Consider the following 22828-nt stretch of genomic DNA (forward strand, 5'->3'; position numbering starts at 1 on the left):
GTTACTAGCTACCAACGCACTTCTGATGTGGGTAAGAATGCCACTACTTTAACACGTTCTAATAAATCGTAATTAATTTGCATACTAGTTGGAATATGAAAGTCTAGCAGCGTATATAACTCCGTCCAGCCAATATCTCTCTTTAATATTTTCTGTGGAGGAAGTGATTTTTCAGGACTTCCAAAATGCTCATGAACCCATTGCCTAGACATCATCGGAACTAATGGTGAAGGTAACTCATTTGGAAACCGGTATTGTGGTTTCTTCTCGTCAATTAAAGTAAGCTCTATAGCAAATAAAACCTTACTAACCCTTTTAAAGGACAAGTAAACACCTTCTTTAGTCATATTTAAAGATATATCAGGATCTCCAGCAAACCCTGTTGGTTTGGTTTTATAAGGAATTAATCCTTCATTAAAAATTTCCTGATAGGTTCTTCCTAAATTGTTTATTAATACTTCTACATTAACTGTCATTTATACAACCCCTGTTCTTGGTTTAGTTTATGCATCTTCTGGCGAGCATTTTCAAGCTGTACTTCTGTTGCACCATAACTTTTCAATCTCGGTTTTATGGCATCAAAGTTCCTATCTAATGCCGCACGTAAATCTTGAGCATCTCTTTCAATTTGTTCTGACGAATTTCGTCCTCCGTAGGTTTGACTGAGCTTTTGATGCACTTCTTCCGGAATAATAATTGCTGATACATTTTTAGAATCAGAATTTAATTCAGAAGGTAATAAATTAGGATATAACGCTTTCAACCTTACCTTAACCGCAGCAGCCGAAGGCATATGATCTGCATGTGTTCCATTTCTTGGTCGCCCCGCAAAATTTCTATACAAATCTACTTCCAACAATTTCACCGGCGGTTTACTCAAATACACATACACCGGCGGCATATTCGGGATGGGGAGGATCAGAATATAATCACGAAAATCCTTCTCTTCCGGCATCGGTAACGATTCAATATCGCTGCCCACTTTCTCCGGGATCGGCAACACGGTTATTTGCGACGGAATAAACGGCTGTTCTTCATTACCGGTATGGGCTGGAACCTTGAATTCCTGTTCGTTCGGCGTCCATAAAATTATCGGCCGGTATTCTCCCGGTTCCCAAAACTCGTAATTACCGGTGGTCCGATTCAGCGTCATCATGCGAACCGGCACTTTATCCAAGCCGCCTTCCGGGCTGACGTGATATCCCTGAACCGTCATCCTGCCGCTTTTTTCATCTCTGATCCAGCGAAAACGTACACGAGTTGGTGCTTTACCGTACTGTTCCGCTATCTGTCTCAGGCGATACGGATCTAAGTAATCCTCCTCACCTTCATTCAGCTTAGGTGAATAAAACAGCCCCATTAACCCAACTGTCACCGGATTCGGTGCCGCCAGCCAACGTCCTGCACTGATGGCACCGCCACCAATGTAACGCATCACCAGCGTTTCCCCTTCCGCTACCGCGCTACGAGCAGTGGCGGCCACGGCGGTAGCGGCTACTTCGGCTTTATCTTCACCACTACGGAACCACCGTTTATACCAAGGTAATTTTTTATCCTGCGGTTTATCCGGTTCAGGCGGCTGTTTCTCACCTTGCGGAGGCGGTTCTGGTTTTTGTGGCGTCACCGGAGTGGGAGATGACGGAACCTGATATATCGCCATTCTGCCGAAGTTATCCGCCGGTTCGGCTTCGGTTCCGGCATCGGTACAACCTTTACCCCGTAAGCAGGATTTCGCAAACACCGGTATCGGAGGCTCTTTAGTCACAGGAGGTGCGGGCTGAACGTTTCTCGCTTCCTCCACCGGCGACGAGAAATTCTGGGCCGCCATATTAACAGGGGCTGTAGCCCGATTATTGGGCTGCTCCTGCTTCTCATAGCTGTCCATCTCCGAATTGATAAATCTAGCCCGACAGGGGCAAGTACTCACACTGTCCAATGTGCCAGCCAATTTACGTCCCATATCAAACACATCTGATACACCACCGACAATCGTATAACTACCGGGATGTTTGCCACAGGTGACCTTATCTCCTTCACGAGCGGTTGCCCGTCCATTAAATGTCATGGTGTGGTCACCAGTAATAATCTGTCCGCCACAGGTTGTCTTATCACCAACAAGCAAGAAATATCCTATTGCCATTATTCATCTCTCCATTGATTTACAGTATGGAGAGTGGATCTAATTGAAATTATCGTCATATCATTATCACCATGAGTTAATACGAATGATTAATAATTCATCATATTTCGCTTAGAAAACATATAGGAATATTCTGAAAATTGCTTATTTTATTGCCCCAAACAGGTGTAAAACATCATGTTTTGAAACAATTTATAAACAATTACATAACATAAGCAGATAATCACCGCCATTGCGATGATCATATATACCTATGGATTTCAAGATGGATCGCGACGGCAAAGGAGCGAATCCCCCGGAGCATAGGGAACTATGTGACCGGGGTGAGTGAGTGCAGCCAACAAAGAGGCAACTTGAAAGATAATGGGTATAAAGTCGAAAAGATAATGGTTCGGTATGTTTGGAAAGCCGTTAAACTCAGAAAATAAAAACGCTGACCATAAAGATCAGCGCTTTGTTATTTATCTCATCAAATATTTATTATTGACCAAACATCTCTCGCAACCAGCCCGGTGCTTCTTCTTGCTGTTGAACCGGTGCTGACACTGCGGTTTGCTGGCACAAACTCTGTGGATCATAAGTCCAAACCGGTAATGTTCGCCAACCACTGCCACTACAGCTAAAGCTGCCATCCTGATTAACCGCCATATCGACAATGCCTTCCGGTGGAATGTTATTCAACATCAGCGGCGTCTGATTTTCCAGATAACGGCGATACACATTCAATGCCCCTGTAGCACCGGTCAGATTGGTCGGGTCGTTGTTATCGCGGCCAACCCATGCGATTACCACCTCTTTACCATCGATTCCGGCAAACCAGCTATCACGCAGATCATTGGTAGTGCCCGTTTTACCCGCCAGATTATAACGACCAAACTTAGCGTTCAGAGAACGAGAAGTTCCATTCGCCACCACCTGCTGCATACCATATAGCGTCAGATAAGCCGCCTGAGCCGGTACAGCCCGTTCAGCCTGTGGGTAACTCTGATATATCACGGTACCATCCTCCGCGATGACAGAACGTAATGCGGAAAGCGTCGCACGGTTGCCGCCACTCGCCATTGTCTGGTATTCCTGCGCTACTTCTAACGGCGTCAAGCTAAGAGAACCCAGTAACATGGCTGGAACCTGTTGAATCACTTCCTCCGGTACGCCAAGCCGGATCAGTGTGTTGCTGACATGATCAAGACCAACCGCCAATCCAAGGTTCACCGTAGGAATATTCAATGAATTTGCCAGCCCATCTATCAACAGGACACGCCCACGGAAACGACGGTCATAATTTCTCGGTTCCCAAACCTTGCTGTTCGGCTGTTTTACCGCAAGAGGTTCATCCGACAGCCAGGTATTCAATCGGTATTGATCAGGCTCACTCAAGGCCGCCAAATAAGTCGAAGGTTTTGCCAATGAACCAATCGAACGACGCGCCATCATTGCTCGGTTAAATCCAGCATACTGCGGTTGAGAACCACCAACCATCGCCCTGATTTCACCACTGATGCGATCGACAATCACCATTGCCCCTTCAAGGTCGGCAATTTTGCGGGTTTTTCTCAGGTTAGCAATTCCCTCTTCTACCGCGCTTTCAGCCGCATCCTGAGATACCGGGTCCAAAGTAGTGAAGATTTTTACGCCGGACAGATCATTTACTCTATCCCCCAGTTTGTCCTGCAACTCCTTACGAACTAGCTGCATAAACGCCGGTTGTGGGGTAATAACACCACCTTTCGGTTTTACCCCCAGTGGACGAGCACTTAATAACTTATAAAGATCTTCATCAATAATTTGCTGGTTTTGTAACAGCTTGAGCACCACATTACGACGCTGGAGAGTGAGTTTAGGATTACGCCACGGATTATAGAGTGAAGCGCCTTTCACCATACCAACCAGCAACGCCTGTTGATCTAAACTCAATTCATCCACGGGACGACCAAAATAGTAGAGGCTCGCCAACGGAAATCCTCGGATCTCCCCGTCACCACTTCGGCCTAAATAAACTTCGTTCAGATACAGTTCGAGAATTCGATCTTTGCTGTAACGATAATCCATCAGCACAGCCATATAGGCTTCATTGGCTTTGCGCACCAAAGTACGTTCATTGGTCAGGAACAGATTTCTCACCAATTGCTGCGTCAGGGTACTTCCCCCCTGAACCGTCCGCCCGGCAGTCAAGTTAGCCAGTGCTGCACGCCCAATGGAAAGAATACGGATGCCATCATGTTGATAGAAATGGCGATCTTCTGTCGCCAGCAAGGTGTTAACCAATAACTCCGGGAAACCAGAACGTGGCACAAATAGCCGCTGCTCCCCATTGGGAGACTGCAACATAGTAATCAGCTTCGGATCAAGACGGAAAAAACCAAACTGACGCTGGTTTTCCAGATTTTCGATCCCTGCCAGACGGTTATCGCTGAAAGTTAGCAAAGCGTGGATCTGCCCCTCTTTGCTGTCTGGGAAATCAAACGGACGACGCAACATTTCAATGGTTTCACCTCTGACAGAAAACTCTCCGGGACGGGTAATTTTCGTCACCTGGCGATACTGCATCCCTTCCAGCAGATGTACCATCTCTTTCTTGCTGTAGCTCATGCCCGGTTCAAGATTGACCATTCGTCCATAGACTGCCGCCGGTAACTCCCAGACTTTCCCATCAATACGATCACGGATTTTGGCATCCAGATAGACACCATAAGCCACCAGTAATACGGCAAAAATAATAAATATCTTGAATAACAACCAGAACCAACGCCACTTTTTCTTAGGTGGGCGAGAATACATTCCTTTCGTTGTCATGGGTTGATCCTCTTCATCATCGTAGTCATCATCTTCATAGCCATTATCATCATCATCCAACAGATATCGTCTTTTTAATGGCCGTTTACGGCGGGATACCAATTTTTCACCTTTACGTCCGATTGGTTGACGATCTTCACCAGACATTCCAAAATTCTCCAAAACCGCTCAGGTGCTATTAATGGGTTTTCATATTTTTTAATGAATTTATTCACTGCAAAAACAAAGGCTAAATTCTATTACGAATATTTTTTTGTCCGCCGAGTCGGTACCGTATTTGCCGGATCATCCGGCCATAAATGTTTTGGGTAACGCCCTTTCATCTCTTTTTGTACTTCACGATAGGAGCCTTGCCAAAAAGCAGCCAGATCTTGCGTGATCTGCAATGGCCTTTGGGCTGGTGATAATAGTTCAAGCACCAGTGTTATTCGCCCTTTTGCCAGAGAGGGGCTTCGCTGTTCACCATACATTTCCTGCATCCGAACAGATAATACCGGTGGTTTATCACCGAAATAACGGATTGCTATCCGACTGCCGGTAGGGACAGTGTAATAAATAGGCAGTTCATTATCCAGACACTGTTGTTGTTGCCAATCCAGCAAATTTTCCAGCGCCGGCAACAAATCAATCTGTTTCAGCCCTTTCAAATCACGCACACCAGTGAGGAACGGCGTCAACCAATCATCAAGAGAAGCCATTAATGCATCATTATCGACTGCCGGCCACTGCATTTCAGGTAACCATTTGGCCGCACATTGGATACGGATGCACAACTGAACTGCCGCAGGTGACCAGTTCAGCTCATGTAACCCCTCTCTGCGTAACCAGTTTAGCAGAGCCTGTTGTAATTGCTCATCGGAAGGCTTTGTCAATCGTTGAGCTTTTACTGTCAGGCTGCCACATTGTAGCCGCTTCCAAGCCTGTAACGTCCCTTTGTTATCATCCCATTCAACAACACTCTGCTCGCTGAATAAATTCGGTTGTTGCTGTACCAGTGGTTCAATATCCAAAGGACAAGCCAGCAAAATACGCGCATCAGGATTTCTGCTGTTTTGTAATAATGAAGGAGCCACCAGCCATGATTCGCCAGATAACTTTTCTTCATCATCGATTATCGTTCCCAGACCATTTGCCAATTGGAAACGCCCTCCCTTATCCCGATTTTTGGCTATTCTGTCAGGGAAACCTTGGGCTAATAACGGTGCAGCAAGTCCGCTGTCTGGCTCACCAAAATGATTGCCCATATTCCTAGCTAACTGCTTTGCCCGCCGTAACCAATGAGTTTGTCGCTGCTCAACCCAATAAGTGATATCCGGCTGACCACCACGGGGCGGTTCCTCCAGAATCGCGGTCAGCATAGCGGCGGTTGCCAGCATGTCGGCCCCTTGTTCCAATCCTGCACACAACATCGCGGCCAGGCGCGGATCACTGCCGGATTCCGCCATTTTTCTGCCTCTGGACGTTAACTGACCGTTGTTATTGACTGCACCTAACTGTAATAACAATGAGTTAGCTACCGCCAGAGCTGCCGCTGGGGGAATATTCAGCCAGTGCAATTGGGAGATATCATGGCACCCCCACTGCAATAAGGAGAGCCATAAGCTACTGAGATCAGCATTCAGAATTTCAGGCTCACTATGTTCTGCCGCTCTTTCTGCCTGTTCTTGACTGAATAGGTGCCAACAAATTCCGGCTTCCAATCGGCCTGCTCGACCCGCTCGTTGTGTCATAGAAGCCTGACTGATGCGTTGAGTGATCAGGCGAGTCAGCCCATTTTTAGGTTCAAAACACGTTGTGCGTTCAAGGCCGCTATCAACCACCAACCGGATACCTTCAATCGTTAAGCTGGTTTCTGCAATGTTAGTCGCCAGAACAACTTTACGGCGTCCAGATGGTGAAGGTTCGATCGCTTTTTGTTGCTCAGCCAATGACAACGCACCGTATAACGGGCACAAATCGATATCCTCGGCAACTCTCCCGCTAAGCAGTCCAAACACCCGTTGAATTTCCCCGCTACCCGGCAAAAACAACAGCATAGATCCTTGTTCCTGTTGGAGTAACCGCAATACAACGGTAGTTACGTTCTGTTCAAGAGGTTGATGAGCTGGCAAATGACAATAATGTCTGGTGACAGGAAAGCTTCTCCCTTGAGAAGTAATCACTGGCGCATCAGGTAATAAAGAACAGAGCCGCTGATTATCCAAGGTAGCTGACATGATCAAAATTCGCAGATCATCCCGCAGAGCTGCCTGTACATCCAGCAACAACGCCAGCGCCAAATCGGCCTGCAAACTGCGCTCATGGAATTCATCCAAAATCACCAAAGAAACCCCTGTCAGCATGGGATCTTGCTGCAACATACGGGTCAAAATGCCTTCCGTTACCACTTCAAGGCGAGTGGTTGTACTCACTTTCGTTTCTGAACGCATCCGGTACCCCACCGTCTGCCCGATATTTTCATTCAGTTGAGCGGCAAGGCGATTAGCAACACTGCGAGCGGCAATCCGCCGTGGTTCTAACATTATGATACGCCAAGAGAAATCAGCTTTTTTCAGAATTTCCAATGGCAAAACTGTCGATTTCCCGGCACCCGCCGGAGCATGAAGCAGGACCTGTTGTGAACTCTTCAACGCGCTCAGGACAGGTTCGACAACCTCATATACAGGCAATAAAGACACAAACACCCCATACAAAGAAAGTTAACTTTCAACCGTCGGCATTGTAGCATTGCCTGCTTCAATCTTATGCCATCAGTCATCAAGGAGTTTTTATGGAATTCCATCCACCCTTACTACCTGCCACGCTAATTCGTCGTTATAAACGTTTCCTGGCTGATGTCATCACACCGGAAGGTGAAACACTGACCATCCATTGTGCCAATACGGGCGCAATGACTGGCTGTGCGGCACCGGGAGATACGGTTTGGTATTCCACCTCCGATAATCCAAAACGTAAATACCCAAACAGTTGGGAATTGACAGAAACACCGGCTGGTCACTGGATTTGCGTCAATACGCTCAGAGCAAATGATTTAGTCGCTGAGGCCATTGCACAAAATGCTATTCCAGAATTTTCTAAATATAAAAAAATCAGTCGGGAAGTGAAATATGGCGCAGAGAACAGCCGGATAGATCTGCTATTACAGGCAGAACAGCAAGTTAATTGCTACATTGAAGTGAAATCAGTGACGCTTCTCCAGGAAAATTGTGGCTATTTCCCTGATGCTGTCACGACCCGCGGGCAAAAACACCTGCGGGAATTGCAACACATAGCAGAACAAGGGCAAAGGGCGGTTTTATTTTTTGCGGTCTTACATTCTGGCATCAGGCAGGTCGCGGCGGCGGCACATATTGATCATAATTATTCATCTCTTTTGGAACAAGCGCAAAATTCTGGGGTCGAAGTTATCTGTTACCAGGCCAACATGACAGGAAAAGGGATGATTTTAGGCGATAAGTTAACTTTTGTACTAAAATGATTAATTTATCGATTTACCTAATATTTGCAGCCAAGTTGTACAAGGTGTAAAGGCATGCAATACATTTGCTTCCACACCATTGTGAAACTAATGGCAGGAACAATTGCCAACCCATGCTCCATCTGCTATTTATAGCGGCCTGTTTTTTTCCCCGCTAGGGGTTTGTTTGATAGTGCGTGTGTAGGAGAAGTATTATGCAAGAAGGGCAAAAACGTAAAACCTCGTCCTTAAGCATTCTCGCCATCGCTGGGGTAGAACCTTACCAAGAAAAGCCAGGTGAAGAATACATGAACGATGCCCAGTTGGCGCATTTCAAGCTAATTCTTGAAGCATGGCGCAATCAACTCAGGGATGAAGTAGATCGTACTGTATCTCATATGCAAGATGAGGCAGCGAACTTCCCTGATCCAGTTGACCGTGCGGCGCAGGAAGAAGAATTCAGTCTTGAATTACGTAACCGCGATCGTGAGCGTAAATTGATTAAGAAGATCGAGAAAACCCTGAAAAAAGTCGAAGATGACGATTTCGGTTTTTGTGAATCCTGTGGCATTGAGATCGGCATCCGTCGTTTGGAAGCCCGTCCAACCGCAGACTTGTGTATTGATTGTAAAACTCTGGCCGAAATCCGTGAAAAACAGATGGCTGGCTAATTAATGGTGTTCCAAATACGGCGTCTTCATGGCGCCGTATAAACAACGCCACTGATCCCCATATGATAAAATCTGAACGTCCCCACGCTTATAGTCCCCACTCTTATATTGGGCGTTTCGCCCCATCACCTTCTGGTGACTTACATTTTGGTTCATTAATCACGGCCATTGGCAGCTATTTGCAAGCCCGCGCTTGTCAGGGAAAATGGCTGATACGTATTGATGATATTGATCCACCCAGAGAAGTTCCCGGTGCTGCCGACCGTATTCTTCATGCGCTTGAGCATTATGGTTTACATTGGGATGGTGAAATTCTCTATCAGTCTCAGCGCCATGAAGCTTACCGCCATATCCTTAATCAGTTGCAACAACAAAGCTTAAGCTATTACTGCACCTGTACCCGTCAACGCATTCACCAGATTAATGGTTTTTATGATAGAAACTGCCGTGAATTAAATTTGCCCGTTGATCATGCGGCAATTCGATTCAAACAACGTCATCCGGTTTACGGTTTTGAAGATAAATTGCAAGGATATCTGAACGCCGATCCGGTCATGGCTGAGGAGGATTTTATTATTCACCGTCGTGACGGTTTATTTGCCTATAATTTGGTCGTTGTTATTGATGATGATTACCAAGGGGTGACCGAGGTGGTAAGAGGGGCTGATTTGATCGCACCAACCGTCCGTCAGATTGCGCTTTATCAGCAGTTAAATCTGAAAATACCCGACTATATTCATTTACCGCTCGTTCTGAATAAGGATGGCAATAAACTTTCCAAACAGAATCATGCTCAGCCGATCCCATTGGATGATCCCCGGCCATTACTGATTGAGGCATTATCTTTCCTTAATCAACCTCTCATAGAAAACTGGCAAGATCTTTCTCGCGATCAATTGTTGAAAAAAGCAACAGCACGTTGGGAGCTGGACCGAATTCCACGACAAGGTAAAATACATAGATAACGTGAATAAAGTTACGGTTAGTCATAACAACCATTCTCAAAAAATACACAGTAGGCTATGATTAGCCGCTGTTTTTATTTGTTTTATATGATTAGTTACTTATCGAGGTGTACCATTTTTAACCGAGTAGCAAATTTCTGCCGTAACTTATTGATCCGCGAAGGGAAAAATAACCGCGAACCACAGGCAGCCAGTGAAGGATCAATCACCGGATCTAATCGTTCTACTCAGGAAGAGTACGTAACTCTTCACTCTAATCGCCAAAATCCCTATCAATCTTCACCCAATGTGGAAATACAAAGGAAGGTTGAACAGGAGAATCCTCATTCGGATTCATCGATAACAATAATTCCACGGGAACAACATAGTATTTCCCGCAGAGATATCAGTGAAAATGCACTGAAAGTTCTTTACCGTCTGAATAAATCTGGCTTCGAAGCCTATCTGGTTGGCGGTGGCGTCCGTGATTTATTACTCGGCACGAAACCGAAAGATTTTGATATTGCCACCAGTGCAACACCAGAACAGGTGCGTAAACTATTTCGCAACTGCCGTTTGGTTGGACGCCGCTTTCGCCTGGCTCATATTATGTTTGGTCAAGAAGTGATTGAAGTCGCAACATTCCGTGGCCCACATGAACAAACGAGTTCTGGTGATAAAAATCAGTCACAACAAGCACAAAGCGGTATGCTACTGCGGGATAACATCTTCGGATCAATTGAAGAAGATGCTATGCGCCGCGATTTCACCATAAACAGCCTCTATTACGGCATCAATGATTTCTCTCTGCGTGATTATGCTGGTGGTCTTCATGATCTGGAAACCGGCGTTATCCGCTTAATTGGCGATCCTGAAACTCGCTATCGAGAAGATCCAGTAAGAATGCTGCGCGCGATCCGCTTCGCTAGCAAACTGAATATGACCATCAGCGAAGATACCGCCGAACCGATTTCTCGTTTGGCTTTTCTGCTGAGTAATATTCCACCAGCCCGCCTGTTTGAAGAATCGCTAAAACTTTTACAAACCGGTCAAGGCTACAGCACTTATCAACTTCTGCGTGAATACCGCCTATTTCAACCACTTTTCCCATTGGTTCAACGCTATTTCACCGAAAATAACGACTCGCCAATGGAACGTATGGTTAATCAGGTTTTAAAGAATACTGATTATCGGTTACAGAACGATAAACGAGTTAATCCGGCATTTTTGTTCGCTGCGATGCTCTGGTATCCACTGGTTGAACATGCGGAAAAGCTGTCCCAAGAAGGCGGTCTGGCTTACTACGACGCTTTTGCATTGGCTATGAATGATATTTTGGATGAGCAATGCCACTCCATTGCTATTCCTAAGCGCCTGACAACCATCATGCGTGATATCTGGCAATTACAGTTACGTCTGCCACGCCGTCATGGTAAACGGGCAAATAAATTGATGGAGCACCCTAAATTCCGTGCTGCCTACGATTTGCTGGAACTAAGGGCCAATGTCGAAAACCGCAGTGAGCTAAAAGAACTTGCCCATTGGTGGGGAGAGTTTCAGCAAGTCAATGCATCACAGCAACGGAGTATGATTTCCGAACTGGGTAGTGAGATTGTCCGTCGTCGTACACGGCCACGCCGTCACTATAAACCAAGACTAAGCAGGAACGGTTGATAATTATGGCTCGTGTTTATATCGCTGTTGGCAGCAATCTGGCAGAACCTATGCAGCAAGTAAAAAATGCACTTGCTGCATTAAGGGATTTACCGGAAACAGAATTTATTGCCTGCTCCTCACTGTATCGTACTAAACCGATGGGGCCGCAGAATCAACCTGATTTTCTGAATTTAGCAGTCGCGCTGGAGACCACGCTAACACCGGAAGAATTACTCAATCACACTCAGGCGATTGAACTGACCCAAGGACGGGTAAGAAAAGATGAACGCTGGGGGCCAAGAACACTTGATCTGGACATCATGCTATTTGGTGATCAAGTGATTAATACCGAACGCTTGACAGTGCCTCATTACGGACTAAAACAGCGCGAATTTATGCTCTACCCGTTAGCTGAAATTGCCCCTGATCTCATATTTCCTGACGGGGAAGCTTTATCTGAAAGACTGAAACATATCCCAGAAAACGGCCTGGCGCTTTGGCTGCAACCGCAGTCCTCTGATTCTAATCATTACATATAAGGATCTCAGTTCAGTCCGTGGCCGATTTCTGTATATAACAAGAAAAATTGCAGGAGAAGGAAAATAAATAATGAAAGCAATAACCATGACTGATCTGAATCAGCTCAAGAAAGAAAAACGTAAATTCGCGACGATTACCGCTTATGACGCCAGCTTTGCCCATCTGTTTGCCGAGCAAGGTATCGATGTCATGCTGGTTGGCGATTCACTGGGTATGACCGTGCAAGGGGCTGATACCACCATTCCAGTGACAGTTGAAGATACTGTCTATCATACTCGTTGCGTCCGTGCCGGAGCACCTTATACTTTTATCATTGCCGATATGCCTTTCATGAGTTATGCCACACCAGAGCAGAGTTGTGAAAACGCAGCTAAACTTATGCGTGCTGGCGCTAATATGGTGAAACTTGAAGGCGGTAGCTGGTTATACGATACCATTAGTATGCTTACCGAGCGTTCTGTACCCGTCTGCGCTCATTTAGGACTCACTCCCCAGTCAGTTCATATTCTGGGTGGTTATAAAGTCCAAGGACGTGATGAAGTATCAGCGAATCAATTAATAAAAGATGCCATTACCCTGGAAAAGGCGGGCATACAACTGCTAGTGCTAGAATGTGTCCCCGTTGATTTGGCTAAACGTATCACCGATGAATTACAGATCCCGGTAATTGGTATTGGTGCCGGTAATGGGACTGACGGGCAAGTTTTAGTGATGCATGACGCACTAGGCATCACAGCAAGCCCCCCTAAATTTGTGAAAAACTTCCTTGAAGAAGCAGGAAATATACCTGATGCCATCCGCTTATATAAAGAACAAGTGGAAAGCGGTACCTACCCAGGTAAAGAACACTCATTTTATTAATAAATTACCCTTGTTAGCCCGAAGGCTGTATACCCTATGGATTTCAAGATGGATCGCGGCGGCAAGGGAGCGAATCCCCAGGAGCAGAGATAACTCTGTGACCGGGGTGAGTGAGTGCAGCCAACAAAGAGGAAACTTGAAAGATGACGGGTATAAACACACTAAGGAGTATTAAGCAATGCTGATTGTCGAAACTGTACCGATTCTACGCCGTGAAATCCGCCGCTGGCGTCAGGAAGGAAAACGCATTGCACTGGTGCCAACAATGGGTAACTTGCACGATGGCCATATGACGTTAGTCGATACAGCCAAAGGGCAAGCAGATATTGTGATCGTCTCTATTTTCGTCAATCCGATGCAGTTTAATCGTCAGGATGATCTGGCAAAATATCCCCGTACCTTACAGGAAGATTGCGAAAAACTTCATCAACACGGCGTCGATCTGGTATTTGCTCCTGCCGATAAGGAAATATACCCTAATGGTATGGAACATCAGACTTACGTTGAAGTTCCTGGGCTTTCAACCACGCTGGAAGGGGCCAGTCGTCCCGGTCATTTCCGTGGTGTTTCAACCGTGGTGAGCAAGCTGTTCAATCTAGTGCAACCAGATTTAACCTACTTTGGCGAAAAAGATTTTCAACAATTACAACTTATTCGCAAAATGATTGCCGACCTGGCTTATGACATTACGCTCGTTTCAGTTCCTACCGTGCGCGACAAAAATGGCCTGGCTCTCAGTTCGCGTAATAACAATTTAACCGCCGATGAACATCGAATCGCACCAGAACTCAGCAAGATCATGCGATCTATCGCTGAAAAAATGGCGCAAGGTGAACGCCACACAGAACAATTGCTCACTCAAGCTTCCGCACAGCTACATGAAGCGGGCTTTGTACCTGATGAGTTGTTTATCCGTGACACCGAAACATTGGCACCGTTAAATACCGAAAGCAAAAAGGCCGTTATTCTAATGGCTGCCTGGTTAGGGCAAACCCGTTTGATCGATAATCAGCAGGTAGATTTAATGCAATAATCGCCGTTGTATCAGGCGTTATTGATGCAAAAAGGTTCTAAGTTGTCATCGAATCAGGAGAAAAACCATGTTGCGTACGATGCTACAGGGAAAATTGCACCGGGTGAAAGTCACTCAGGCAGATTTGCATTATGAAGGTTCCTGTGCAATTGATCAGAATTTTATGGATGCAGCCGGTATTCTGGAATATGAAGCTATTGATATCTATAACGTGGATAATGGCGAGCGTTTTTCCACTTATGCTATCGCCGCTGAACGTGGTTCTAGAATAATTTCAGTTAACGGAGCCGCGGCCCGCCGTGCTGCGGTAGGTGATAAGCTAATTATTTGCTCATATGTACAAATCCCTAACGAAGATGCCCGTCACCATAAGCCTAATGTCGCTTACTTCGACGGCGATAATATTATGAGCCGTATAGCTAAAGCCGTGCCAGTTCAGGTAGCTTAAATATTAATTTAAGCGCCCAATAATGGGTAGGTTATGAAAACATTGCAAATGAATTCCCCCTACCCATTCATCATCACTTAATAACAACAAATGCTACAAGTTAAGTCCTCAACCCCCGCCCTGTTTCAATTAAATACCAGGCAGTAAGATAAAAAACCACAATAAACGCAGTCAAAACACTTAATGTAATTATTAAAGAAACATCAGTAATTCCCAGAAAACCATAACGAAAACCACTAATCATATAAACGATCGGGTTCAGCTTGGAAACCGCTTGCCAAAATGGGGGTAATAATGTCAATGAATAAAACACTCCACCAAGATAGGTCAGTGGCGTTAATACGAAGGTCGGAATAATGCTGATATCATCAAATGTTTTAGCAAAAATCGAATTCAGCAAACCACCTAGTGAGAACAAAATGGAGGTCATCAATAACGTGACAACAATCATCCACCACGCATAAATATGAAGCGGAACAAAAAATAGAGAAACTAATGTCACCAGAATACCGACGCAAACACCACGGGCAACACCACCACCAACAAAGCCCACAATAACTATGTGTGTCGGAACCGGCGCGACCAATAATTCCTCAATACTACGCTGGAATTTCGCGCCGAAGAAGGAGGAGGAAACATTAGCATAAGAGTTAGTAATCACTGCCATCATAATCAGGCCAGGGACGATAAACTGCATATAATCGACACCGCCCATTTCTCCAATACGCGAACCAATCAAGCTACCGAAGATAATAAAATAGAGCGACATGGTAATAACCGGCGGTAATAAAGTCTGTACCCAGATGCGACCAAAACGGGTAATTTCTTTAATCCAGATAGTTTTTAGCGCCACCCAGTACAACTGAATCATTGACTATCTCCTTGTTTGTTACTCACCAGGCTGACAAATAACTCTTCCAGACGGTTCGCTTTATTGCGCATACTCAGAATATGAATACCCTGAGCACTTAATTGGGTAAATACACTATTTATTCCCTGACCACGTTGAACATCCACTTCCAGAGTTGAGGCATCCAGCAATCGATAATCATATCCTGCCAGTTCAAGAGTTGGGTTCTGCGTTGCCAGATCGAAAAAGAATGTTTCAGATTCCACCCGACTGAGTAAATTTTTCATACTGGTGTTTTCCACCAATTCACCATGCTGGATAATACCAATATTACGGCACAGCATTTCTGCTTCTTCCAAATAGTGAGTCGTTAGAATAATTGTCGTTCCCTGAGCATTCAGTTGTTGCAAAAAATTCCACATAGAGCGACGAAGTTCAATATCAACACCGGCAGTCGGTTCATCAAGGATCAATAACTTAGGCTGATGCATCAAAGCACGCGCAATCATCAGGCGTCGTTTCATCCCACCAGATAGACGAATCGCTCGTTGATTACGTTTTTCCCACAGATCTAACTGCGACAGATAAGTTTTCGCTCTGGCTTGCGCCACTTTTCGCGGTACACCATAGTAACCAGCCTGATTGAGAACAATCTGTAACACCGTCTCAAACGGATTAAAGTTAAATTCTTGCGGAACAAGACCTAACTGGCGTTTAGCATTCACAATATCAGTATCAATATCATAGCCAAATACCTTAACCTTCCCGCTGCTTTTATTTACCAGAGAGCTAATAATGCCGATTGTGGTGGACTTCCCTGCACCATTCGGACCCAATAATGCGTAGAAGTCTCCAACTTCCACATTCAGGTCTATCCCACGCAGCGCCTTAACACCATCAGTGTAAGTCTTCGTAAGCTGCGTTAACTCCAATGCATAAGTCATAAATTACAAAACACCTTTATTATCTGGTCGCCTTTGCGTGTAATGTGGAAACATAATGCTCCTTTTCTGCCTGACTTGCTTTGCAAAAACAGCAGAAAGATTAAAAACAAACAGCAACAAAATATTAAAATTTCAATTGATGTTGTATATGATTCTATCTTAAAGAAACACTACCAGGCTATGAATCATGATGAAAAAAATAGAAGAGCTGCTTGCCAATAACAAGCAGTGGTCAGAATCGGTTAACGAAGAAAACCCGAATTTTTTCAAAGAATTAGCAAAATCACAAAAACCTCGATTCTTATGGATTGGCTGTTCAGACAGCCGGGTACCAGCAGAAAAACTAATTGATGCCGCCCCCGGTGACTTATTTGTTCACAGAAACGTGGCAAACCTGGTTATTCATACTGACTTAAATTGTCTTTCAGTTATTCAATATGCGGTAGACGTACTGGAAGTTGAACATATCATTATCTGCGGACACTACGGTTGTGGTGGTATCGAAGCCGCAATTGATGGCACCGAACTGGGATTGATTAACAACTGGCTGCTACATATCCGTGATCTTTGGTATAAACACAGTTCTATGCTAGGTGAATTACCCCCTAATGAGCGTCTGAACCGTCTGTGCGAAATTAACGTTGTTGAGCAGGTATATAACCTTGGTCACTCAACTATTATGCAAGCAGCATGGAAACGAGGCCAGAAAGTGATGATCCACGGTTGGGTTTACGGTATCCATAATGGTCAATTGCAAGATCTGGAAGTCACGGCTGACAGCCGTGAAAAACTGGAACTTGCCTATCGCCAGACAATATCCAAACTGACGCATAAGAAGTGATTTTTTAGATCATTCATAAAATACGCTGTAGAAAAGGTTATATTTAATCCTTTCTATAGCGTGATTAAATGAAGATTTATACAGATTTTTATTTTATTAAATAGCCACTTAAACCTCGAATAGCTATTTTTTATTTTTCGAGTTTATACATAAGGTAATAAGAATAAAATAATCTAAAAAATAATTATAAATTTATCAAAATAAAATATTTTCAGTTTATAGATTATATTAAAAATATATTTTAATGTTTTCTCAGGCTTAAAGAGTTATATTTCACCCTTTAAACTCATGACAATATTTTTCTCCAGAGACATTATCTAAACTAGAGTGGAAAGTTTACAACAATTTTTGCTAAATGGTATTAATCTGTTATTTTAAAAACCGTTTTTAAATCTTTTAGCGTGATCATTAGCGTCATTGGATTTAAAAGCGAATCACTAAAACCCACAGACTTATAAAACGCCTTAGCATTCTCCGAGATAGCATGAACAATCAATCCCCTAATACCCACTAAATCTGCCGCTTGAGCGACACGTATGGAGGCATCTCTGACTAAATAGCGACCAAACCCTCTTCCTTGATAACGCTTATCAACAGCTAAGCGGCCCAAAATAATCACCGGAATGGGATTTGGCATATTCTTAAATTTGCTTATCGCCTCTTCTGACATGATTGAGCCGGTAGCTAACGAATAATAAGCAATAACATCCCTGTCTTGGCTTACAACATAGGTTCGCGAAGCATTCTCTTTTTGATTTTTTAATGCTCTGTCTGTTAACCAGTTGTCCAGGGTGTGAATTCCTGAAGTAAAACTATTTAAATTGTGATCATCTGTTAACAAAGTTGGATCATTAATCATTTTATCACCACGGTTTTTTCATATTTGCCGTTTTGATAAGACGCTCATTTGGTGCAGCCGGAGCATCAAGTTTAGCAATAAAAGCATTAAAAATTTCTGGAGATACAACCATAAAGGAGTGTTCCAATAAAGTATTTTCAGCATCACGTTTGATTGTATCAAGAACATATTCAGTAACGGTTTTTCCCTTCACTTTTGCCGCTCTATCTATTAAATCTCGATCCTCCTGCCTAATCCTCAAGTTGAGTGTCTTATTTTTACGGTTCTCACTTATCACGTTCATTACAAATCTCCTCACGCTATAGATGAGCTAAATAATACACAAAAGTAACGCCATTGTCATCACATTTCTAGAGGGGAGAATTCCCATTAGGTATAGAGGCTTACATCGGTTTTCGCTAATAAAAATGTAATATACCCGTTATCTACCGCTGGCATTCAGCCTAAGCATGCCCTAAAGCTGCAAATCCAACTAACTGCATTGAATATGGCTAAAAAACCAGAAGATATGAATGCCCCTAGCTGGAAACTTAATCCACTAAAAGGAGCAAATCTTAGCGGTCACTGGGCAATATCTGTTAACGATAATTGGTGTTTAACATTTAGATTTGAGGGCGAAGATATAATTCTCGTTAATTATCAAGATTATCACTGAGGGCAACGAAATGAAAATGCATAAACCTGCACACCCAGGCATAGTTTTACGTGAATATCTTGGTGACATATCTGTCACGGAAGCAGCAAAGGCTCTCGGTATAACCAGAGCTGCACTATCCCGCATATTAAACGGCAATGCAGGAATATCTGCTGATATGGCCCTGAGACTGGAAGCCGCATTAGGTACTAGTGCCGAAATGTGGACAGGAATGCAGTCCCAATATGAACTGTGGATTGCCTCACAGCACAAAAGACCAGAAATAAAACCAATACTGGCTCATTCCTGATATACCCTATGGATTTCAAGATGCATCGCGGCGGCAAGGGAGCGAATCCCCGGGAGCATAGAAAACTATGTGACCGGGGTGAGTGAGTGCAGCCAACAAAGAAGCAACTTGAAAGATGACGGGTATAGCGTAATAAGAGGGCTTTACTTAGCCAGCTACAACACTACACACCATACCTGAATCACAAAGCAAAAACGGCAACCCGAAAGTTGCCGTTTTCAAATACGAGAAAACTACTCTTCTAGCAAAACCACATGGCCGATATAAGGCAGATGACGGTAAAGTTGCGCATAATCGATACCATAACCCACCACAAATTTATCCTCAATTGAGTAACCAATCCACTCCACCGGAACATCAACTTCACGGCGGGAAGGTTTATCCAGCAAGGTACAAATTGCCAGTGATTTTGGCTCACGCAGCGCCAAAATTTCACGTACTTTATTCAGGGTATTACCTGAATCAATAATATCTTCCACAATCAGTACATGCTTACCGCGGATATCCTCGTCCAGATCTTTCAGGATTTTCACATCACGAGTGGAATTCATACCGCTGCCGTAACTGGAAGCCGTCATAAAATCGACTTGATGAGGGATCTGAATTTCACGGCATAAATCAGCCATAAAAATAAATGAGCCTCTCAGCAACCCGACCAATACCAGCCCACTACCACTGTCACAATAGTGTTCAGTAATCTGTTTTCCCAGTTCAGCAATACGCTGTTTAACCTCCTGTTCGGAGATCATAACTTCTACAGTGTGTTTCATTATAAAGTTAACCAATTGTTTTTAATGAATAAATATATAAAAATCAATAAAAGATTATAACCAGTTGATATGCCAATTAATACGCCATTCTTCTAGCAATATTATTGAACAGTTCCTTTTCCCTAAGATATCTAAAGGTAAGTATGGCATAAGATAAGGATGTTTATACCCGTCATCTTTCAAGTTGCCTCTTTGTTGGCTGCACTCACTCACCCCGGTCACATAGTTACCTATGCTCCCGGGGATTCGCTCCCTTGCCGTCGCGATGCATCTTGAAATCCATTGGGTATATAATATTTAGAAGAGAAACCAATCTATAGATCATACACCAAAACTATTATTCATAATAATAGCTCACCGCTAATCGATAAATTGTTCTAACGACACCAATATGTTGCGCTTCTGACCACGTTTCATTGTTGGGGAACGCTTAACCGCTTCATAAACTTCACGCATACAATAATCAACGACTTTACCCTTAACAATATTATGATAATCAGTGCTGATCCTTTCCTTAATATCGTTAATATCAAATGCCGCATGAGCATCTATACAATTAATAAACGAATCCCATTGCAAAAACTTATGATCTTTCTGAGGCAAATCAACTTGGCATTGAAGAAGTTCCTGTCGTAATTGGATAAATTCGCTAATTTTAGAATTAATTATCAGAACAAGCAGCGGCTCACAGCAGCAAACCAACAAATATTTTAACTTTGGAGGCGTTGTAAAAGGGCAGTGAAGATAAAGAACATCTCCTATAGCCAAATTCTGTTTGGCTGAAAATTCCGCCCTAAAAGATGCAGGAAATCTGTCACCAAGATTAATCATCAGCTACTCAGCAGAAGTCAGATAAGCAACTAACTTGTCACCATCTTTACAACTGGCAGCTATCACTTCCAATGGAATCTCACCATTCTGGTTAGCCGCCATCCAAACACTATCGTGGCTGATATCACGTATTTCTTTAAAAGAAAGATTCCCATATTTTTCAATTGCTTCATTTATGCAATCAATATCTGAATCACTAAATACATCTTCATCGAAATCACGCAAAGCACGTATTTGGTGATTCCCATAACGTCCTTCTACTGCCAACGATGACCGTATAACATCAACATCACACCCATTTGGAATAAAGCGCCCGTCCCCTCTGGCTACTTTTATAATATCATAGGCATTCTCTGCCACAGGGCCATCTTTCATTGCAAGATAGTTATCACCCGTAATTAACCGGCCATAACGCTCTAAATGCAGTCGGTCAGCAAAATACAGAATTTTACCCACATGATAAATGTCAGAAATTGGTGCTGTAGAGGCAACGTACAGAATGGCCTCTATAGCCTTTTCTGAATCAAACCTTGCATTAAGCATCTCAATACCTTCATTCAAATTAGGATAAATAACATACAAAATCTATACCTATTTTAATACCTACCGTAATCCCTGTACAACGCTTTGTTGCGTTCCATTGCGGCCAGCAAAATTATTTACTAACAGTAAAACCTAGCATCATACCGGTATCTTCATGTTCTAGTAGATGACAATGCGCCATAAATGGGTGTTTCGCTCCCGCAGTATGCTTGAACTGAACCAGCACTTCGCTCTCTTTACCTTCCACATGAACAATGTCTTTCCAACCACTGCGGTGAGCAGCAGGCTTGCGGCCATTTTCACTCAAAATACGAAAACGGGTGCCGTGAATGTGGAACGGATGCAGCATCATATCGCCAACCCCTGAAATCACCCAACGCTCATACTGCCCCTGTTTCACATCAAAAGCGGGTTCTGTTATGGAGAAAGACTGCCCATTAATGGTGTTCGCACGATGGAAATTTAATTCACTACCATGATGCATATCTCCGTGGTTCATATTCCCATGATCCATCCCCATACCAGCCATAGCCTGCTCACCGTAGCGCTGAGATAACATCATCATCCCTTGCATATCCAGACGACTGTCCATCGCCAGATGTAAACGACGTCGATTCAAACCGTTAAAAGAAGGCAATGCAGGAAGTGTGACAAACTGTTCCGACAGTATTGTACGGCTAGAAAAAAGCTGAGGTTGAAGACGTAAAACAGGTAACGGTTGATCAAATGGCGGTAATGTCATTCCTATCTGAACCACAGGCAACGTCACCAGATCGAAAGATTTGCCATCCGAAGCGTCTATCACCACCTCAAAACGCTCTCCCGACAGAATCGGCAACTCATTAACCGCAACCGGTTCTGCTAACAAACCACCATCACTGGCAACAACATACAATTGACGGCCATCACTGGTCGCAATATTCAGGCTACGAGCGTTACAACCATTTAGCAAACGCAGACGTAACCAGCCGCGCGGCGCAGTATGTTGGGGCAAAACAACACCGTTGGTCAGCATCATATCGCCAAACCAACCAACAGCGGCACTCATCACATCCAGTTGATAATCAATCTGCCCCTCGTTATTCAAGCGTTTATCCTGCAATATCACCGGAATATCATCCACGCCCCACTGATTTGGCAACCCCGTATTAATACTGTTCTCATCTTCAATCAGTACTAATCCACCAAGCCCCATTGCAACCTGATAACCCGTTTTGCCATGCGTATGTGGATGGAACCAACAAGTTGCTTCCGGTTGTTCAGGCGTGAAACTGACCGTCCGACTCCCTCCTGGCGCAATCATCGCATGTGGGCCGCCATCGGCTTCCCCAGTAATCTCCAGACCATGCCAATGAACCGTGGTCTCTTCTGGTAGATGATTACGAATATCAATAGTAACAGGTTTACCTGACGTCAATTTCAGTGCCGGACCGAGTAAATCACCGTTGTAACCCCAAGTTTTAGTCACCGTTCCTGCTTTAAAACTGGATTTTCCCGTTTTGATTTCAATAGCGATTTTACCTGCCGCATCTGGCTCTAGTTGTGGAGGGATAGGTAATGCCGGATAAGATTCAGCAAAGGAGAAACGACTCCATACAGGCAACATACTGGATAAACCCATAACAGCACTTAATCTGATAAAATCACGTCGTTGCATATTCACCTCCCGGTTAAATCAACCAAAAAATAGACAAAAAAACATC

At 44.0% G+C, this 22828-nt stretch carries 23 protein-coding genes; 11 read left to right on the forward strand and 12 right to left on the reverse strand.

Going from position 1 to position 22828, the window contains the following annotated elements:
• Nucleotides 1–8 precede the first annotated feature (8 nt).
• The 4 genes from EAE91_RS11600 to hrpB all read right to left on the reverse strand — a co-directional run bounded on the left by EAE91_RS11600 (nucleotide 9) and on the right by hrpB (nucleotide 7611).
• Entirely contained in the window at nucleotides 9–476 is a 468-nt protein-coding gene (locus tag EAE91_RS11600) for a DUF6392 family protein (protein ID WP_214088638.1), read from the reverse strand.
• Nucleotides 473–2140, reverse strand: a complete 1668-nt coding sequence (locus EAE91_RS11605; RefSeq protein ID WP_214088639.1) for an S-type pyocin domain-containing protein — start codon at nucleotides 2138–2140, stop codon at nucleotides 473–475. Before EAE91_RS11605 ends, EAE91_RS11600 begins: the two co-directional genes overlap by 4 nt.
• 480 nt (nucleotides 2141–2620) lie before the next feature.
• The gene (gene mrcB, locus EAE91_RS11610) at nucleotides 2621–5080 is read right to left on the reverse strand and encodes a bifunctional glycosyl transferase/transpeptidase (RefSeq protein ID WP_214088640.1); all 2460 of its coding nucleotides are present in this window, start codon (nucleotides 5078–5080) and stop codon (nucleotides 2621–2623) included.
• A 92-nt stretch (nucleotides 5081–5172) separates the two neighbouring features.
• Nucleotides 5173–7611: an ATP-dependent helicase HrpB gene (gene hrpB / locus EAE91_RS11615; protein WP_214088641.1), complete on the reverse strand. Its 2439-nt coding sequence runs from the start codon at nucleotides 7609–7611 to the stop codon at nucleotides 5173–5175.
• A gap of 92 nt (nucleotides 7612–7703) precedes the next feature.
• Between hrpB and sfsA the strand changes: the two genes are divergently transcribed.
• The 8 genes from sfsA to panD all read left to right on the forward strand — a co-directional run bounded on the left by sfsA (nucleotide 7704) and on the right by panD (nucleotide 14543).
• Entirely contained in the window at nucleotides 7704–8411 is a 708-nt protein-coding gene (sfsA, locus tag EAE91_RS11620) for a DNA/RNA nuclease SfsA (RefSeq protein WP_214088642.1), read from the forward strand.
• Nucleotides 8412–8605: 194 nt separating this feature from the next.
• The gene (dksA, locus tag EAE91_RS11625; protein WP_011145244.1) at nucleotides 8606–9061 is read left to right on the forward strand and encodes an RNA polymerase-binding protein DksA; all 456 of its coding nucleotides are present in this window, start codon (nucleotides 8606–8608) and stop codon (nucleotides 9059–9061) included.
• 62 nt (nucleotides 9062–9123) lie between these two features.
• A complete protein-coding gene (gene gluQRS / locus EAE91_RS11630; protein ID WP_214088643.1) occupies nucleotides 9124–10026 on the forward strand; it encodes a tRNA glutamyl-Q(34) synthetase GluQRS in 903 nt (300 codons plus the stop codon).
• A gap of 150 nt (nucleotides 10027–10176) precedes the next feature.
• Complete coding sequence (gene pcnB / locus EAE91_RS11635) at nucleotides 10177–11679, forward strand: polynucleotide adenylyltransferase PcnB (protein WP_244868800.1); 1503 nt, start codon at nucleotides 10177–10179, stop codon at nucleotides 11677–11679.
• Between the two features lie 5 nt (nucleotides 11680–11684).
• Nucleotides 11685–12200: a 2-amino-4-hydroxy-6-hydroxymethyldihydropteridine diphosphokinase gene (gene folK / locus EAE91_RS11640; RefSeq protein WP_214088644.1), complete on the forward strand. Its 516-nt coding sequence runs from the start codon at nucleotides 11685–11687 to the stop codon at nucleotides 12198–12200.
• Nucleotides 12201–12270: 70 nt separating this feature from the next.
• A complete protein-coding gene (panB, locus tag EAE91_RS11645) occupies nucleotides 12271–13062 on the forward strand; it encodes a 3-methyl-2-oxobutanoate hydroxymethyltransferase (protein WP_214088645.1) in 792 nt (263 codons plus the stop codon).
• A gap of 178 nt (nucleotides 13063–13240) precedes the next feature.
• Nucleotides 13241–14095: a pantoate--beta-alanine ligase gene (panC, locus tag EAE91_RS11650; RefSeq protein WP_214088646.1), complete on the forward strand. Its 855-nt coding sequence runs from the start codon at nucleotides 13241–13243 to the stop codon at nucleotides 14093–14095.
• A 67-nt stretch (nucleotides 14096–14162) separates the two neighbouring features.
• The gene (panD, locus tag EAE91_RS11655; RefSeq protein WP_214088647.1) at nucleotides 14163–14543 is read left to right on the forward strand and encodes an aspartate 1-decarboxylase; all 381 of its coding nucleotides are present in this window, start codon (nucleotides 14163–14165) and stop codon (nucleotides 14541–14543) included.
• Nucleotides 14544–14643: 100 nt separating this feature from the next.
• Here the strand turns inward: panD and EAE91_RS11660 are convergent, their stop codons facing one another.
• On the reverse strand, nucleotides 14644–15414 hold the full coding sequence (locus tag EAE91_RS11660; RefSeq protein WP_214088648.1) for an ABC transporter permease: 771 nt from the start codon (nucleotides 15412–15414) through the stop codon (nucleotides 14644–14646).
• Nucleotides 15411–16337, reverse strand: a complete 927-nt coding sequence (locus EAE91_RS11665; RefSeq protein ID WP_214088649.1) for an ABC transporter ATP-binding protein — start codon at nucleotides 16335–16337, stop codon at nucleotides 15411–15413. Before EAE91_RS11665 ends, EAE91_RS11660 begins: the two co-directional genes overlap by 4 nt.
• Before the next feature lie 187 nt (nucleotides 16338–16524).
• On the opposite strand from EAE91_RS11665, the gene can reads away from it, so the two are divergent.
• Complete coding sequence (gene can / locus EAE91_RS11670) at nucleotides 16525–17178, forward strand: carbonate dehydratase (protein WP_214088650.1); 654 nt, start codon at nucleotides 16525–16527, stop codon at nucleotides 17176–17178.
• Between the two features lie 361 nt (nucleotides 17179–17539).
• Here can and EAE91_RS11675 read toward each other — a convergent pair whose 3' ends face one another.
• A complete protein-coding gene (locus EAE91_RS11675) occupies nucleotides 17540–18037 on the reverse strand; it encodes a GNAT family N-acetyltransferase (RefSeq protein WP_214088651.1) in 498 nt (165 codons plus the stop codon).
• Nucleotides 18038–18041: 4 nt separating this feature from the next.
• Nucleotides 18042–18320 (reverse strand): type II toxin-antitoxin system TacA family antitoxin, encoded by a 279-nt coding sequence (locus EAE91_RS11680; RefSeq protein ID WP_072165183.1) that lies wholly within the window; start codon nucleotides 18318–18320, stop codon nucleotides 18042–18044.
• 153 nt (nucleotides 18321–18473) lie between these two features.
• Here EAE91_RS11680 and EAE91_RS11685 point away from each other — a divergent pair, with 153 nt between their 5' ends.
• Nucleotides 18474–18692 carry a type II toxin-antitoxin system RelE/ParE family toxin gene (locus EAE91_RS11685; protein WP_312150031.1) on the forward strand — a complete coding sequence of 73 codons (219 nt, stop codon included), beginning with the start codon at nucleotides 18474–18476 and terminating at the stop codon, nucleotides 18690–18692.
• 10 nt (nucleotides 18693–18702) lie between these two features.
• On the forward strand, nucleotides 18703–18981 hold the full coding sequence (locus EAE91_RS11690; RefSeq protein ID WP_011145233.1) for a HigA family addiction module antitoxin: 279 nt from the start codon (nucleotides 18703–18705) through the stop codon (nucleotides 18979–18981).
• A 233-nt stretch (nucleotides 18982–19214) separates the two neighbouring features.
• On the opposite strand, the gene hpt is transcribed toward EAE91_RS11690, so the two are convergent.
• From hpt to cueO, 4 genes are all read right to left on the reverse strand, one after another.
• Nucleotides 19215–19751, reverse strand: a complete 537-nt coding sequence (hpt, locus tag EAE91_RS11695; RefSeq protein ID WP_011145232.1) for a hypoxanthine phosphoribosyltransferase — start codon at nucleotides 19749–19751, stop codon at nucleotides 19215–19217.
• Between the two features lie 360 nt (nucleotides 19752–20111).
• Nucleotides 20112–20582: a hypothetical protein gene (locus EAE91_RS11700; RefSeq protein ID WP_214088652.1), complete on the reverse strand. Its 471-nt coding sequence runs from the start codon at nucleotides 20580–20582 to the stop codon at nucleotides 20112–20114.
• 3 nt (nucleotides 20583–20585) lie between these two features.
• Entirely contained in the window at nucleotides 20586–21125 is a 540-nt protein-coding gene (locus EAE91_RS11705; protein WP_036808548.1) for a Panacea domain-containing protein, read from the reverse strand.
• Nucleotides 21126–21237: 112 nt separating this feature from the next.
• On the reverse strand, nucleotides 21238–22782 hold the full coding sequence (cueO, locus tag EAE91_RS11710; protein WP_214088653.1) for a multicopper oxidase CueO: 1545 nt from the start codon (nucleotides 22780–22782) through the stop codon (nucleotides 21238–21240).
• Nucleotides 22783–22828 lie beyond the last annotated feature (46 nt).

The sequence above is a fragment of the Photorhabdus noenieputensis genome, assembly GCF_018448935.1.
GTDB lineage: Bacteria > Pseudomonadota > Gammaproteobacteria > Enterobacterales > Enterobacteriaceae > Photorhabdus > Photorhabdus noenieputensis.